Below are 14,219 nucleotides of genomic sequence, written 5' to 3'. Positions count from 1 at the left end.
TCCTCAAGAGATAAATAACTGCCTATTTATCAGGCAGGTTGCTTATCGTTAGACTTTTGCTCACCACTAAATAACCCTGATTCGCCGCTGGCATAATCGGTTGGCTGACTGTCGTGCACGCTGCGAGTGGGTTGGCGCTCGGGACGCTGATTTAAAGACGCATGCAGTTGCTCAGTGGTTTCTTTTGAGAAGAAAGGCTGGCTTAAATCAACATCTTGTTTTGCAGTTAATAAGTGGTCGCTTTGCTGTACATGGTTAACTAACTGTTCGTAGTTTTCCTTGAGCTTAGCGATTAATTTATTGGTGTTATCTAAATGATCAGCGACATCCTGACGGTAACGCTCAAGGTCATTTTGCGCTTGTTGCGCTTGCTCTTCTAATTCGCCCTGTTTGAAGCGGCGTTTAGTCATCCAGCTGCCAACAAAAAAGCTGCATGCAGCAACAATAATTACGATACCTAGCCAAGTAGTGGTATACATAAATTTCCCCTTTTGAAAACTTTACTGAGTCAAATATACGCTTTGTTGTCAGCCGTGTTAAGATAGCGCGAAAATTAATCCCTAGTATTGCTCCTATCACCATGACACCTTGGCAAAAATATCAACAAGATTTACAGCGCGATGACTTCCTCCATGATGAAGCACAAGAAAACGCGGTGCGCCACCTGCAACGCCTGTATGATGACATTGTTGCTCAGCCTGAAAAGCCGCGCGGTTTTTTCTCTAAGCTGTTTGCCAAGGATAGCACGAAGGCCATCAAAGGGCTTTACTTTTGGGGCGGGGTAGGGCGTGGTAAGACCTATCTGGTCGATACCTTTTACGAGGCTCTGCCGACTGAGCGTAAAATGCGGGTGCATTTTCACCGCTTTATGCACCGTGTGCATCAGGAACTAAAACAATTACAAGATGTTAAAAACCCGCTGTTGGTGGTGGCCGATAAACTCAAAGCCGAAACCGACATCATCTGCTTTGATGAGTTTTTTGTTCAGGATATCACAGATGCCATGCTATTAGGTGGCCTGATGGAAGCGCTGTTTGCGAGAGGGATTATATTAGTTGCGACGTCTAATATTGTGCCTGATGAGCTGTATAAAAATGGCTTGCAGCGGGCACGTTTCCTGCCCGCAATTGAGCTGGTAAAGGCTAATACCGAGATAGTGAATGTCGATTCCGGCGTTGATTATCGCTTGCGCACCTTAGAGCAAGCGGAAATTTTTCACAGTCCGCTTGATGAGCAAGCGGATCAAAACCTATTTGCTTATTTCGAGCAACTATCCCCCGAGCCGGGCAGAGCAAACGAGGCCATTGAAATTGAAGGGCGGATGATTCAAACACGCATGGTTAGTGACTGCATTGTGATGTTTGATTTTGCCGAACTGTGTGAAAGTGCGCGCTCGCAAGTGGATTATATGGAAATCTCCCGCCTTTATAACACCGTGTTACTCGCCAATGTGAAACAAATGGGGCAACACAATGATGACGCTGCGCGCCGTTTTATTGCGTTAGTCGATGAATTTTATGAGCGTAATGTGACGCTGATTATCTCCGCACAAGCGCCCATTGAAGCGCTCTATACTCAAGGGAACTTAAACTTTGAGTTCAAACGCTGTGTAAGCCGATTGCAAGAGATGCAATCACGCGAATATCTAGAACGCCCTCATTTAGCTTAGCCGGTTCGTTTTTACAGCTCCTATCACTGCATAAAAAATCAGCGCGGCGGTAGCCAAGGGATTTTCAAACTGCTATACTCCCGCGCCTGCCACGTTGCGTTCTATCACTGTATTTAGCTTAGCCACTATTTACAGTATCAAGTCTTAAACTCGAAGGGGTTAAAGCATTAGTAGAGCGGCAGTTAATAAACTGCCTGTGGTTTTAAAATTGAAAACATTGGATTTTTAGAATGAAAACGTTTGTTGCTAAACCAGAATCAGTAAAACGTGACTGGTACGTAGTTGACGCCGAAGGTAAAACTTTAGGTCGCATCGCTACTGAAATCGCTCGTCGTCTTCGCGGTAAGCATAAAGCAGAGTACACTCCACACGTTGACACTGGTGACTACATCATCGTAATCAACGCTGACAAAGTTACTGTAACTGGTAACAAAGCTCAGAACAAAATGTACTATGCGCACACTGGTTACCCAGGTGGCCTGAAGTCTACTAACTTTGAGAAACTTCAAGCTAGCAAGCCTGAGATGATCATTGAAAAAGCGGTTAAAGGCATGTTGCCACGTGGTCCTCTAGGCCGTGCAATGTTCCGTAAGCTTAAAGTTTACGCAGGTACTGAGCACAATCACGCTGCACAGCAGCCTCAGGTTCTAGACATTTAAGGAGCACAGTCATGGCAAATCAATACTACGGTACAGGTCGTCGTAAAAGTTCAAGTGCTCGCGTATTCCTACGCCCAGGCACTGGCAACATCGTAATTAATCAACGTTCTATCGAAGAATACTTCAGTCGTGAAACGTCTCGCATGGTTGTTCGTCAGCCATTAGAGCTTGTTGAAATGACTGAAAAGTTTGACCTATACATCACTGTTGAAGGTGGTGGTTCTACTGGTCAAGCTGGTGCAATCCGTCACGGTATTACCCGTGCGCTTATGGAGTTCGACGAGTCACTTCGTTCAGACCTTCGTAAAGCTGGCTTTGTTACTCGCGATGCTCGTAAAGTTGAGCGTAAGAAAGTGGGTCTTAAGAAAGCACGTAAGAACACTCAATTCTCGAAGCGTTAATTTTTTACGTATCCAGAATTTCAAAACCCGGCTTTGCTTTGGCAAACCGGGTTTTTTACTTTAGGCAATGATAAAGTGTCATCTCCCCCGTTACTGCCTTAAAGTTTGATATTTTTCTATTATTTCCCTCATTTAATGCCCATCGCGCCACTATTTTTGATAAAATTTTGCTACAATTGCGTGGCAAATAAACCGATGAAGTGATTTTTAATACTTTGCTGAACCGATATTGATCTTTGTCACCGTCACCAGCAAGTAACCGCGATATGATCGTTCACGCTGATCTATGCCGTAAAAAGTTGCATGGCAATAATGGCGGTGTTTATTGGCGGTGAGACAATGAATAACCTTGTTTTAATCAAGGCTTTTATTTATGATCGCTTCTATTTTGTAACTTCAAAAATTAACCTGCTGTAACTGATGTTCTCAATATAGCAAGTGTTGAGAATCATAGTGGAGATAAGTGGATGAGCAATGCGCCTGTAGACAACAGCCGACGCCGCTTTTTAACCATAGCTACCTCTGTTGTAGGTGGTGTTGGTGCGGTTGGAGCTGCTGTTCCTTTTATCGCGTCTTGGAACCCAAGTGAGAGAGCTAAATCTGCGGGTGCTCCCGTAGAAGTTGATATCTCGAAGATTGAGCCAGGACAACTAATCCGTGTTGAGTGGCGAGGCAAACCTGTATGGGTTATCTCGCGTACGCCTGACATGTTAAAACAACTTAAAGAGCACGAAGATCAGCTGCGTGATCCTCAATCTGAGGAACCACAACAGCCTGAATTTGCTAAGAACCCAATGCGTTCTCGCAAAGACGATATCTTTGTCGCTGTGGGTATCTGTACTCACTTAGGTTGCTCTCCTAGCTTCTTACAAGGTGGCTTTGGCGAGAAAGTGGAAGGTACTGATGATGGTTTCTTCTGTCCATGTCACGGTTCTAAGTTTGATATGGCAGGTCGAGTATTCCAATCGGTTCCCGCTCCACTGAACCTTGAGATCCCTCCTTATTACTTCATTGATGACACCACGATTTTGGTCGGTGGTGAAAAAGGCGAAGGGGCAGCATAATGTTTGGTAATATTATCAATTGGATTGATGAACGTATTCCCATGACTCGCGTCTGGAATATGCACATCGCACAATATCCAGCACCGAAAAACTTTAACTTCTGGTACTTCTTTGGCTCATTGGCCATGCTCGTGCTAGTAAACCAAATCGTCACGGGCATTTGGTTGACCATGAACTTTGTACCTTCTGCTGAAGGTGCTTTTGCTTCCGTTGAATATATCATGCGTGATGTTGAATACGGCTGGCTACTGCGTTATCTCCACTCTACAGGGGCTTCTGCCTTCTTCGTGGTGGTTTATTTGCACATGTTCCGTGGCATGATCTACGGTTCATATCAAAAACCGCGTGAGCTATTGTGGTTGTTTGGTATGTTTATCTTCCTAGCATTAATGGCTGAAGCCTTCATGGGTTACTTATTACCATGGGGTCAGATGTCATTCTGGGGTGCTCAGGTTATTATCTCACTGTTTGGTGCGATTCCGGTTATTGGTGATGATCTAACACTGTGGATCCGTGGAGACTATGTTATCTCTGGTGCCACTTTGAACCGTTTCTTTGCATTGCACGTTATCGCGCTGCCATTAGTGCTCGTTATTCTCGTGTTCTTACACATTGTTGCGTTGCACGAAGTGGGCTCTAACAACCCTGACGGTATCGATATTAAACGTAAAAAAGGCACTGTTGCGGAAGAAGACAAAGCGAAATTCAAATTCCACGAGTATTACACCGATAAGAAAGATATTGTCGATGCAATACCGTTCCACCCTTACTACACAGTGAAAGACATTGTTGGTGTGGTTGGCTTCTTGATTATTTTCTCTTACATCGTGTTCTTTACGCCAGAGATGGGCGGCTTCTTCTTGGAAGCACCAAACTTTGAAGCAGCGAACCCGCTGAAAACACCTGAGCATATTTTCCCGGTATGGTACTTCACACCGTTCTACGCAATCCTGCGTGCAATTCCAGATAAACTACTGGGTGTTGTGGCTATGGGTGCGTCTATTGTGGTGTTAGCTTTACTACCTTGGATTGACCGTGGTCGCGTACGCTCTATTCGCTATCGTTGTGGTTTCCACAAATTGAATATTGCGCAGTTCGTTGTGACCTTTGTTATTCTTGGTTGGGTTGGTGCAACACCGCAAACTGATTTCAAAACAATTCTGTCGCAGATTTGTACGGTGACCTATTTCATGTTCTTTGTGTTACTGTTCTTCTACAGTAAAAACGAGAAAACCAAGCCATTGCCAGAGAGGTTGACGAAATGATGAAGAAACTAGTTATCGGTTTATTCGCATTGCTGCCTACTTTGTCGATGGCAGCAGGTCCTTCAATGCCGCTGCAAGACGCGAACATTGACCTAAAGGACCAGGCATCATTACAGCGTGGTGCCAAGTTGTTCATGAATTACTGCTTAGGTTGTCACCAAATGCAGTACCAGCGCTACCAGCGTACTTTCCGCGATATCGGTATTCCTACTGAAATCGGCGAAGAGACGCTTATTTTTGATGGTTCAAAAGTAGGTAGCCATATTAAAAATGCGATGGGTGAAGAAGATGCAGCGAAATGGTTTGGTGCGGCTCCGCCGGATTTAACCTTAATCGCACGTGTTAAGTCACCTGACTACATCTATACGTACTTAAAGTCGTTTTATAAAGATGAGTCGCGTCCTTTTGGTGTGAATAATGTAGTGTTCCCATCAGTAGGTATGCCGCACGTGTTGCAAGAGTTGCAAGGTCTACCAACGCCAATTTACGAAGAAGTTGAGCAAAATGGTAAAACAGTACAAAAAGTAGTGGGTACTGAGACTGATGGGACCGGGGAAATGAGTGTCGATGAATACGACCAAGCTGCCCGCGACCTAGCAAACTTCATGGCGTATGTAGGTGAGCCTTCGCGCTTAGATTCAGAGGCGCTGGGTATTAAGGTCATCGGCTTTTTGGTGATTCTGTTTATCCTCGCTTTCTTTTTGAAGAAAGAATACTGGCGAGATGTTCATTAATTAGAATATTCAACCAGTTAACTCAATAGGGGCAACATGCCCCTATTGCCGTTTAAAGTCATTGCTCAAATTTTGGGCCATGACGCAAAAGTATTTTGTACTTTGTGATTTTTTGATGGAGGTAGGCATGGCCGTTGCTGCCAATAAACGCCCTGTAATGACGCTGTTTTCCGGTGCTAATTGTATGTACAGCCACCAAGTTCGTATTGTCTTGGCGGAAAAAGGAGTTAGCGTGGATATCCACTTGGCGGAGAAGGATAACTTGCCAGAAGCGTTACACGAGATTAACCCATATGGCACTGTACCCACTCTGATTGATCGTGAACTTGGTTTATACCAAGCGAACATCATTATGGAATATCTGGATGAGCGTTTTCCACATCCTCCATTAATGCCTGTTTACCCAGTCATGCGTGGTCGTAGTCGCTTGATGATGCACCGCATCGAAACAGACTGGTACTCACTGGCAGCGAAAATTTATGCCGGTGGCAGTGATGCTGAACAAGCGCGTAAAGAATTGACCGAAGCATTACTTGCTGTGGCTCCTATCTTTAACGAAGCGCCTTATTTTATGAGCGAAGAGTTTAGTCTTGTTGATTGTTACCTTGCGCCACTATTGTGGCGTTTACCTGAACTAGGCATTAGCTTAGAAGGTGCTGGTAGCAAAGAGCTGAAAGAATACATGATTCGTTTGTTTGAGCGTGAGTCATTCCAAGCATCACTAACCGAAGCCGAACGTGAGATTCGTCTATAATGACGCCTAACAGACCTTATCTGCTACGCGCCTTTTACGATTGGATTGTTGACAACCAGTGCACACCGCACTTGGTTGTTAACGCCGATTTTCCCAATGTGCAAGTGCCTACTCAGTTTGTTCAAGATGGACAAATTGTGTTGAATATAAGCCCAAGCGCGGTTACTCAGTTCTCAATGGACAACGCTTTGCTGACATTTAATGCTCGATTCGGCGGTCAGCCGATGCAGGTCTATGTGCCAATGGGCGCTGTGTTAGCGATATATGCACGGGAAAACGGTGAAGGGACGGTGTTTACTCAGGATGAAACCTACGAAGAGCAAGAACGCTCAGGTGTAACGCCTTCACAGCCACAGTCTGAAGAGTTGCCTGAACCGCAGCCTGGACTGGAGGCCATTGACAATCCAAACCCACAAGCTAGCCGTGAAACCAGTCAGGAAGACAAGAGTAAGGGCAAAAAAGGCAGTCACTTAAAAGTGATCAAATAGCCTAGCTACACCTTTGGCTAAAACAGCTCACTCTCGGTGAAGGTCATCTACACTACTTCCCGAGGGCTGTTTCCGTGACCGACCGCCTACTGTAATTATTTACTGTATTATGCTTGAAAACAGGCATAAATTACTGAGATAATCTCCCCCTTGATTTTGGGGCCAGTCGCGAGGCGGGGTTTTTAATTCAAATTTTAGAGTTCGTTTGTACTAAAAAATATGGCTGAGAAACGTAATATATTTCTAGTAGGCCCAATGGGGGCCGGCAAGAGCACAATTGGTCGTCACATCGCAGATCAACTACACCTTGAGTTTTATGACTCAGATAACGAAATTGAGCGCCGCACTGGTGCCGATATTGCGTGGGTGTTCGATATTGAGGGCGAAGAAGGCTTTCGTCGTCGCGAAGAGACTGTGATCACTGATTTAACCGAGCTTCAAGGTATTGTACTTGCAACGGGTGGTGGCTCTGTAGTCAGTAAAGAAGTACGCAACAAACTGTCTGCACGTGGTATCGTGGTATACCTAGAAACCCCAATCGAAAAGCAAGTGGCTCGCACCCAGCGCGACAAACGTCGTCCGCTACTGCAAACTAAAGAAGATCCACAAGACGTGTTAGAGCGTCTAGCTGAGGAGCGTAACCCGCTCTATCAAGAAGTGGCTGACTTCACGGTTCGCACCGACGAGCAAAGCGCCAAAGTGGTCGCTAACCAAATCATTGAGAAGCTTGATTTCTAAATAAACCAGGGAGAATTGCGCATGCTGGAACTTAATGTTGAACTAGGTGAGCGCAGTTACCCCATTTTCATTGGTGATAATTTACTGCGCGATTCTGAGCGTCTAGGGTCATTCTTAGGTCAAAATCGACCAGTTATTGTCACCAATGAAACCATCGCCCCGCTGTATCTAGATATCCTCATAAATACCTTGCATGAACACCAACCATTAGTGTTCGTGATGCCTGATGGTGAGCAATTTAAAACGCTGCAATGGTTCGAGCGCTTAAATGCGTTTTTGCTTGAGCATAATTGTGGGCGTGACACTTGCCTGCTAGCGCTAGGCGGAGGTGTCATTGGCGACCTTACCGGCTTTGTTGCGGCGTGTTATCAGCGCGGCATCGACTTTATACAAATTCCAACGACTCTGTTATCGCAAGTTGACTCGTCTGTTGGTGGTAAAACAGCCGTTAATCATCCTCTTGGGAAAAATATGATTGGCGCTTTTTACCAGCCGCAAGCGGTATTTATTGATAATCGTGTGCTCAACACTTTGCCGAGCAAGGAATTTGCTGCAGGAATGGCGGAAGTGGTCAAATATGGACTAATTTATGATGCCGATTTATTTGCACAGCTAGAACAGCACAGTGATGAAATCAAGGCACAGCACCCGCAGTTGTTACCTCAAGTTATCCATCGTTGCTGTGAAATTAAAGCACAAATTGTTGCCCAAGATGAGAAAGAAGCGGGCCTGCGTGCTCTGCTCAATCTCGGTCATACCTTCGGCCATGCTATCGAGGCACACATGGGCTATGGCCAGTGGTTACATGGTGAGGCCGTAGCCGCCGGGATGGTATTAGCCGCGAAGTTAGCCGTGCTGCGTGGTTGGCTTAGTGAACAAGAATTAACGCGCATTGTGACTTTATTAGCGAATTATGATTTACCAACCAGCGCGCCAGAGCAAATGAGCTGCCAAGACTTTATCGCGCATATGAGAAAAGATAAAAAGAATAAGGCGGGCCGCATACGCTTTATCCTTCCTACGGCTTTTGGTCGCTGTGAACTTATCGATGATGTATCAGAGGCCGAGTTAGATACTTTGTTTTCACGCTAATGCAATCGCAAATACTTCCCTCGCGAGCAGCCTTAGCCAAGCGCATCGCGCTGCAATTTAGCTATGGGCAAAACCTTATTCATTTGGTTGCCGCTCCAGGATTCGGTAAGAGCTATCTTTTAGAGCACTTTGTAACCGACCACTACGAACCCTTTAGTAAGGCCTATATTGAGGTTGGCGCTAAGACACGGGACGAAGATGTGGTGACTCACCTGTTGGAGCATAGCTTTTCTTATCCTTTGGTGGATGTAAACGAGACCCTCAGTGATAACTTCTATCGGTTAGTAAAGGAGCAGGGGGAGCGACAGTTACTTTGGGTTATAGATAACGCCAAACAGCTATCGCAGGAACTGATCGTTGAGTTAGAAAAGCTTGCGAAAACAGCGCCAGGCGTTCTGTATATCCTCTGTGCATCTTCTCGCGCGGAACTATTTGAAAACGCCGTAGATATTCATCTTGAACCGCTGTCCGACTCGGAAAGCATACGTCTTATGCAAAGCTTTTATAAGACCTTACCACCGGCAGAAGACCCCATTTTTGCTGAATTCGTGCGTCAATGCCACGGCAATCCAGCATTGTTGTTACAGTGGCACCAAGAACAGCAGATGCCAAAACACACGGCAAAGCCAACCCGGCGATGGTGGCTCGTGCCGACCATGATTGTTGTTATTTTGATTGTTATTGGCTTGGTTTATCAACGTGATGAACTAACGGTCATGCTGCCACAAAGCGAGAATGCGCCGGTGGTTGCTAACGATGCGGTCTTTGCAAAGCAGCAACAACCCTCGCAGGGCGCACATGAGGGCAACATGCCGCAGCCTGAGCAAGCGAGTGACGATAATCTCATCACTGAAAAGCTAGAAAATGATACTCAAGCTGTGGTTGCAGCACTGCAACAGCCAGCCACGCAGGCGGCTACAGAGCAGGCACAGCCAGTAGAGGAAGCAGAGCCTGAACAGCGACAGAGCGTACCGACCAATAGCCACATGCTGCCATATGATCATCACTGGTATAACCGCCAAAATGATAATTTATGGTTATGGCAACTAACTGTGATGTCTAACGAGCAGCAGGTAAAGGCGTATATTGCCCGCCATAATCTCGAGAAAAAAGTACGTCATTATCAACGCGCTGATAAAGGATGGCATATTCTGACTTGGGCACAGCCCGCTAGTCGTAGCGCAATTGATGCACAGCTTACAGAAATTGCAGAGCTACTGCCTAGTTTAGAGCCCTACGCAAAGCAAATCAGTAAGATAAAAGCAGAGATAGACTCGCAACCTAACCCTGAGTTGCGGTAGAATCTTGCGTTAACATCGCCCGCCGCGATGCTGTGATATTTAATTCATAACCGATGAGCAAGTGATTTAATGCAAAAGAAAACCCGTGCTTTCCTGAAGTGGGCGGGCGGCAAATATAGCTTGGTAGATGATATTGCCAAGCGCTTAGATACCGCACAGGCGCTGACGGGCAATCGCGCTACGACACTGGTCGAGCCCTTTGTCGGCGCCGGTTCGGTGTTTCTTAATACGCACTTTGATCATTATGTGCTCAATGATATCAACGCTGATCTTATTAACCTTTACCGTGAATTAACCCACGCCCCTGATGAGTTTATCAGTGACGCTCGTAAGTTATTCAGTGCGGTCAATAATGATGCTGATATTTACTATGATTTGCGCAAACAGTTTAATGCCAGTCGCGATGCCTACGAGCGTGCCATATTATTTTTGTACATGAATCGTCATGGTTACAATGGCCTGTGCCGCTATAACCTAAAAGGCATTTTTAACGTCCCATTTGGCAAATACAAAAAGCCCTACTTTCCAGAGAAGGAAATGTACTTCTTTGCTGAAAAGGCGCAGCGAGCGACATTCACTTGTTTGAGCTATAAAGATGTTTTTGCCCAGTTGCCAAAAAATGCAGTGGTGTACTGCGATCCCCCTTATGTGCCATTAAGTAAAACCGCATCCTTCACCTCTTATGCAAAAGGTGGCTTTAATCTTGATGATCAGGCTAACCTTGCCAATTTAGCGGAGCAAGCTGCGGGAGTAAGTAACACTTCGGTGTTGATCTCTAACCATGATACCCTTTGGACGCGCAAAATATATGAGCAAGCGAGTATTGATGTGCTGAATGTAAAGCGCACAATTAGCCCCAAGGGACATGCTCGCAATAAGGTAAGTGAGTTGATGGCGATGTATTTATCTGGCCGGCAATACCAATTGAACCAAACCAAGCACGCCTAAAATAAACGCGATAAATAATACGATAGCGATAGCAATAAGCACTTTTGGATTATGGTGCTTAAAGTCATGCTCACGCTTGGCATTACTTTGAACCCCAAAAAATGCGGCGATAACGCTTTGCAGTTGCGACCACATAAGTAGAGTCGTGACTTAGTAAGATTTGCTTGAGAATTGGCGAGACTTGTTGTCGTCGCGGGTCAATAGTTCGAGTAAATCGAGGTAGTGAAATTGTGCGCTGCGGCTGTCGCCAGTTAACCATGCGAACCAAGACTGTTGGGCTTGGTGGTTACAGGCTTGCTTCATATCGATGTCGTAGGTAGAGGCGGAGCCGTTACATTGGCATTGTTCTAACGCCACTTGTTGCGCTTGTACTGAGCTGTTTATGCTGAAGGCAGCGACTGTAACACCCAATGCAGCGGCTGCTACAAGCAGTGTACGAGTTTTAAGGCCAAACATATCCATCTCCAGTCCATTAGTATTAACCAGAGCTTACTCAATATTGATTAAAAAAACAACTGAATATTAACTGAGAAACAAAACTTTTTCTTTAAAAATAAGGGTCTTATGTTTAATTAATGTTAATTTTTGTTTTTAAATTATTGTTTCTTTTCACTTATCTGTGCAGCAAAGTTCGCAAACTTAATTTACTAAGCTGACACGCTCGTCTGTTTTCCGTTAAAGTAACGGCTAAGTTCAAAGGAGCCGTAATATGAAAGATTACCTGATAGCGCCGTCTATTTTAGCAGCCGACTTTGCTCGCCTCGGTGATGAAGTAGAACGCGTATTGGCGGGTGGAGCCGATGTGATTCATTTCGATGTAATGGATAACCATTATGTTCCCAACCTTACTTTTGGCCCTATGGTGTGCAAAGCGATACGGGACTTTGGTATTAGTGCACCGATTGATGTGCACCTAATGGTTAAGCCTGTTGATAGTTTAATTCCGCAGTTTGCACAAGCCGGTGCCAGTATTATTACTTTCCACCCCGAAGCCAGTGAGCACATTGATAGAAGCTTAGCGCTTATCAAAGAGCAGGGCTGTAAAGCCGGGCTGGTCCTCAATCCTGCAACACCTTTGCATATTTTAGAGCATGTGATGGATAAACTGGACGTTATTCTTCTGATGTCGGTGAATCCAGGTTTTGGTGGCCAAAGCTTTATTCCCCATACACTAGAAAAGCTGCGCCAGACCCGTGCATTGATTGACGCCAGCGGCCGTGATATTCGCTTAGAGGTGGATGGTGGCATAAAAGTAGATAACATTGCTGAAGTTGCAGCAGCCGGCGCCGATATGTTTGTGGCTGGTTCGGCGATTTTCAACCAACCCGATTATAAAGCGGTGATTACGCAAATGCGCGACCAATTGGCAAAGGTGCAGGCGTGAAGTATCAAGCGCTGCTATTTGATTTAGACGGCACCTTAGTGGATAGCGCTGAGGATATGTATATTGCTAGCAACTTGATGCTAACTGATTTAGCACGGCCCATCGTCTCGCAAACTATGGTGCGTCAGTTTGTAGGCAATGGTATTGAGATGCTAGTGAAACGACTCCTGAGCGGTGACATGGCGGTGAATCCTCACCTCAGCGCTGCAGATATAGAGCGAGCGACCTCGCTGTTTTTCAGCCATTATGAAGCGGTAGTCGCTGAGCATAGCGCGCTCTATCCCCATGTAGAAACGGTACTTGCAGCATTTGCACATATTCCCAAAGCTGTGGTGACTAATAAAGCGCGTCGCTTTACCTTGCCGCTGTTAGAGAAAATGGCCATTGCCCGCCATTTCGATGTTGTTGTATGTGGCGATGACGGCGACAAGAAACCGGCCCCGACACCGCTTTTGAGTGCGAGCGAACAATTAGCCGTTGCACCTAAGGACTGCCTTATGATCGGAGACTCCAAATCTGACCTATTGGCTGCGCAGGCAGCCGCAATGGATTGCCTTGCTCTTACCTATGGCTATCATCAAGGCGAAGATTTAAGGCAATACAATCCACAGTACCTCTGTGACCAATTCTTAGATATAATCACGACCATTAATTGATCAGTAATAAAGGAACATCATGAGTAAACCCGTAGTGTTAAGTGGCATTCAGCCAACCGGTGGTATGACAATAGGCAATTACGTTGGCGCCATTAACCAGTGGCTTAGCTTGCAAGAGCATCATGAAAGTTACTTTATGCTTGTTGATTTGCACGCCATCACCATTCGCCAAGAGCCAGAGGTGTTAAAATCGCGAGTATTAGATGGCATTGCTCTGTACACCGCATGTGGTATCGACCCACAGAAGTCAGCGTTATTCGTGCAATCACAAGTGCCAGAGCATGCCCAATTGGCATGGGTGCTAAATTGCTACGCACAAATGGGTGAGCTTAACCGCATGACCCAATTTAAAGATAAATCATCCAAGCATGCTAACAATGTCAATGTTGGTTTGTTTTCTTACCCGGTATTACAAGCGGCTGATATTCTTTTATATCAGGCTGACCAAGTGCCTGTTGGCGAAGACCAAAAGCAACACTTAGAGTTAACCCGTGATATCGCGACCCGCTTTAACAACCTACATGGTGAGGTCTTTAAAATTCCTGAGCCATATATCCCAGAATTTGGGGCTCGGGTAATGAGCTTGCAAGATCCATTGAAAAAGATGTCAAAGTCGGATGATAACCCCAATGGTTACATCATGTTGTTGGATGAACCTAAGAAAATTGAGAAGAAGCTGAAAAAAGCAGTGACCGATTCCGATGAACAGGCGCGTATCTATTTCGATCGTGAAGAAAAGCCCGGGGTGTCTAACTTGTTGACCTTACTGTCAGTGGCGACCAAGCGTAGCATTGATGAGTTAGTCCCTGAATATGAAGATAAAATGTATGGGCATTTGAAGAAAGATACTGCTGAAGCGGTGGTTGGTATGATTGAGCCAATCCAACAGCGCTTCAAGGAGATCCGTGAAGATCAGCCACTGCTTGAAAAGATCATGAAAGAGGGGGCCGAGAAGGCCAGTGCTAAAGCCGCCCCCACTTTGAAAGCGGTGTATGACGCACTAGGGTTTATCCCACGCCCATAGATGGCTTGTCAGTGTAAATGACCACAAAAGCCAAGCGCGAAA

General features: G+C 45.6%; 18 protein-coding genes. 15 read left to right on the top strand and 3 right to left on the bottom strand.

Annotation, left to right across the window (positions count from 1 at the left end; genetic code table 11):
- Positions 1-29: 29 nt before the first annotated feature.
- The gene (locus W04_RS04000) at positions 30-479 is read right to left on the bottom strand and encodes a YhcB family protein (RefSeq protein WP_045979162.1); all 450 of its coding nucleotides are present in this window, start codon (positions 477-479) and stop codon (positions 30-32) included.
- 101 nt (positions 480-580) lie between these two features.
- On the opposite strand from W04_RS04000, the gene zapE reads away from it, so the two are divergent.
- The 12 genes from zapE (at position 581) to W04_RS03940 (ending at position 11,113) form a co-directional block, all read left to right on the top strand.
- Positions 581-1,669: a cell division protein ZapE gene (gene zapE, locus W04_RS03995; RefSeq protein WP_053909873.1), complete on the top strand. Its 1,089-nt coding sequence runs from the start codon at positions 581-583 to the stop codon at positions 1,667-1,669.
- A gap of 230 nt (positions 1,670-1,899) precedes the next feature.
- Positions 1,900-2,328 carry a 50S ribosomal protein L13 gene (rplM, locus tag W04_RS03990; protein ID WP_022945569.1) on the top strand — a complete coding sequence of 143 codons (429 nt, stop codon included), beginning with the start codon at positions 1,900-1,902 and terminating at the stop codon, positions 2,326-2,328.
- Between the two features lie 11 nt (positions 2,329-2,339).
- On the top strand, positions 2,340-2,729 hold the full coding sequence (gene rpsI / locus W04_RS03985; RefSeq protein WP_022945570.1) for a 30S ribosomal protein S9: 390 nt from the start codon (positions 2,340-2,342) through the stop codon (positions 2,727-2,729).
- Positions 2,730-3,196: 467 nt separating this feature from the next.
- The gene (petA, locus tag W04_RS03980; RefSeq protein WP_022945572.1) at positions 3,197-3,793 is read left to right on the top strand and encodes a ubiquinol-cytochrome c reductase iron-sulfur subunit; all 597 of its coding nucleotides are present in this window, start codon (positions 3,197-3,199) and stop codon (positions 3,791-3,793) included.
- Positions 3,793-5,058 carry a cytochrome b N-terminal domain-containing protein gene (locus W04_RS03975; protein ID WP_045979164.1) on the top strand — a complete coding sequence of 422 codons (1,266 nt, stop codon included), beginning with the start codon at positions 3,793-3,795 and terminating at the stop codon, positions 5,056-5,058. The genes petA and W04_RS03975 overlap by 1 nt, the downstream gene beginning before the upstream one ends.
- Positions 5,055-5,792, top strand: a complete 738-nt coding sequence (locus W04_RS03970; RefSeq protein ID WP_022945574.1) for a cytochrome c1 — start codon at positions 5,055-5,057, stop codon at positions 5,790-5,792. Before W04_RS03975 ends, W04_RS03970 begins: the two co-directional genes overlap by 4 nt.
- A gap of 127 nt (positions 5,793-5,919) precedes the next feature.
- On the top strand, positions 5,920-6,546 hold the full coding sequence (gene sspA, locus W04_RS03965) for a stringent starvation protein SspA (RefSeq protein WP_022945575.1): 627 nt from the start codon (positions 5,920-5,922) through the stop codon (positions 6,544-6,546).
- Positions 6,546-7,034, top strand: a complete 489-nt coding sequence (locus W04_RS03960; RefSeq protein ID WP_022945576.1) for a ClpXP protease specificity-enhancing factor — start codon at positions 6,546-6,548, stop codon at positions 7,032-7,034. Before sspA ends, W04_RS03960 begins: the two co-directional genes overlap by 1 nt.
- A 219-nt stretch (positions 7,035-7,253) precedes the next feature.
- Positions 7,254-7,772 (top strand): shikimate kinase AroK, encoded by a 519-nt coding sequence (gene aroK / locus W04_RS03955; RefSeq protein WP_022945577.1) that lies wholly within the window; start codon positions 7,254-7,256, stop codon positions 7,770-7,772.
- Between the two features lie 21 nt (positions 7,773-7,793).
- Positions 7,794-8,864, top strand: coding sequence for a 3-dehydroquinate synthase (gene aroB, locus W04_RS03950; protein ID WP_053909872.1), 1,071 nt, complete (start codon positions 7,794-7,796; stop codon positions 8,862-8,864).
- Positions 8,864-10,165, top strand: a complete 1,302-nt coding sequence (locus W04_RS03945; RefSeq protein ID WP_053909871.1) for an SPOR domain-containing protein — start codon at positions 8,864-8,866, stop codon at positions 10,163-10,165. The genes aroB and W04_RS03945 overlap by 1 nt, the downstream gene beginning before the upstream one ends.
- Before the next feature lie 69 nt (positions 10,166-10,234).
- Positions 10,235-11,113 carry a Dam family site-specific DNA-(adenine-N6)-methyltransferase gene (locus W04_RS03940; RefSeq protein ID WP_053909870.1) on the top strand — a complete coding sequence of 293 codons (879 nt, stop codon included), beginning with the start codon at positions 10,235-10,237 and terminating at the stop codon, positions 11,111-11,113.
- Here the strand turns inward: W04_RS03940 and W04_RS03935 are convergent.
- Both W04_RS03935 and W04_RS03930 read right to left on the bottom strand, forming a co-directional pair.
- Positions 11,069-11,248 (bottom strand): DUF2970 domain-containing protein, encoded by a 180-nt coding sequence (locus W04_RS03935; protein WP_022945581.1) that lies wholly within the window; start codon positions 11,246-11,248, stop codon positions 11,069-11,071. The two genes, W04_RS03940 and W04_RS03935, sit on opposite strands and share 45 nt — an antisense overlap.
- 15 nt (positions 11,249-11,263) lie before the next feature.
- Entirely contained in the window at positions 11,264-11,569 is a 306-nt protein-coding gene (locus tag W04_RS03930; protein ID WP_026111197.1) for a hypothetical protein, read from the bottom strand.
- Positions 11,570-11,822: 253 nt separating this feature from the next.
- Between W04_RS03930 and rpe the strand changes: the two genes are divergently transcribed.
- From rpe to trpS, 3 genes are read left to right on the top strand one after another with little or no spacing between them, the layout of a single operon-like run.
- Positions 11,823-12,497 (top strand): ribulose-phosphate 3-epimerase, encoded by a 675-nt coding sequence (rpe, locus tag W04_RS03925; protein WP_022945583.1) that lies wholly within the window; start codon positions 11,823-11,825, stop codon positions 12,495-12,497.
- On the top strand, positions 12,494-13,153 hold the full coding sequence (locus W04_RS03920) for an HAD-IA family hydrolase (protein WP_053909869.1): 660 nt from the start codon (positions 12,494-12,496) through the stop codon (positions 13,151-13,153). Before rpe ends, W04_RS03920 begins: the two co-directional genes overlap by 4 nt.
- A 19-nt stretch (positions 13,154-13,172) precedes the next feature.
- A complete protein-coding gene (trpS, locus tag W04_RS03915; RefSeq protein ID WP_053909868.1) occupies positions 13,173-14,177 on the top strand; it encodes a tryptophan--tRNA ligase in 1,005 nt (334 codons plus the stop codon).
- The last annotated feature ends 42 nt before the right edge of the window (positions 14,178-14,219 follow it).

It is taken from the genome of Pseudoalteromonas sp. SW0106-04 (assembly GCF_001293805.1).
Classification (GTDB): Bacteria; Pseudomonadota; Gammaproteobacteria; order Enterobacterales; family Alteromonadaceae; genus Pseudoalteromonas; species Pseudoalteromonas ruthenica.
The sequence above is the reverse complement of the archived record's forward strand: the minus strand, read 5'-3'. Positions and strand labels throughout refer to the sequence as shown.

What these genes read in the sequence shown, in the direction of transcription:
- W04_RS03970 (WP_022945574.1), top strand. Translation starts at nt 5,055, where the DNA reads ATGATGAAGAAACTAGTTATCGGTTTATTCGCATTGCTGCCTACTTTG.
- W04_RS04000 (WP_045979162.1), bottom strand. Translation starts at nt 479, where the DNA reads ATGTATACCACTACTTGGCTAGGTATCGTAATTATTGTTGCTGCATGC.
- trpS (WP_053909868.1), top strand. Translation starts at nt 13,173, where the DNA reads ATGAGTAAACCCGTAGTGTTAAGTGGCATTCAGCCAACCGGTGGTATG.
- sspA (WP_022945575.1), top strand. Translation starts at nt 5,920, where the DNA reads ATGGCCGTTGCTGCCAATAAACGCCCTGTAATGACGCTGTTTTCCGGT.
- W04_RS03945 (WP_053909871.1), top strand. Translation starts at nt 8,864, where the DNA reads ATGCAATCGCAAATACTTCCCTCGCGAGCAGCCTTAGCCAAGCGCATC.
- zapE (WP_053909873.1), top strand. Translation starts at nt 581, where the DNA reads ATGACACCTTGGCAAAAATATCAACAAGATTTACAGCGCGATGACTTC.
- W04_RS03960 (WP_022945576.1), top strand. Translation starts at nt 6,546, where the DNA reads ATGACGCCTAACAGACCTTATCTGCTACGCGCCTTTTACGATTGGATT.
- W04_RS03975 (WP_045979164.1), top strand. Translation starts at nt 3,793, where the DNA reads ATGTTTGGTAATATTATCAATTGGATTGATGAACGTATTCCCATGACT.
- rplM (WP_022945569.1), top strand. Translation starts at nt 1,900, where the DNA reads ATGAAAACGTTTGTTGCTAAACCAGAATCAGTAAAACGTGACTGGTAC.
- rpe (WP_022945583.1), top strand. Translation starts at nt 11,823, where the DNA reads ATGAAAGATTACCTGATAGCGCCGTCTATTTTAGCAGCCGACTTTGCT.
- aroB (WP_053909872.1), top strand. Translation starts at nt 7,794, where the DNA reads ATGCTGGAACTTAATGTTGAACTAGGTGAGCGCAGTTACCCCATTTTC.
- W04_RS03935 (WP_022945581.1), bottom strand. Translation starts at nt 11,248, where the DNA reads ATGTGGTCGCAACTGCAAAGCGTTATCGCCGCATTTTTTGGGGTTCAA.
- W04_RS03940 (WP_053909870.1), top strand. Translation starts at nt 10,235, where the DNA reads ATGCAAAAGAAAACCCGTGCTTTCCTGAAGTGGGCGGGCGGCAAATAT.
- aroK (WP_022945577.1), top strand. Translation starts at nt 7,254, where the DNA reads ATGGCTGAGAAACGTAATATATTTCTAGTAGGCCCAATGGGGGCCGGC.
- W04_RS03930 (WP_026111197.1), bottom strand. Translation starts at nt 11,569, where the DNA reads ATGTTTGGCCTTAAAACTCGTACACTGCTTGTAGCAGCCGCTGCATTG.
- rpsI (WP_022945570.1), top strand. Translation starts at nt 2,340, where the DNA reads ATGGCAAATCAATACTACGGTACAGGTCGTCGTAAAAGTTCAAGTGCT.
- petA (WP_022945572.1), top strand. Translation starts at nt 3,197, where the DNA reads ATGAGCAATGCGCCTGTAGACAACAGCCGACGCCGCTTTTTAACCATA.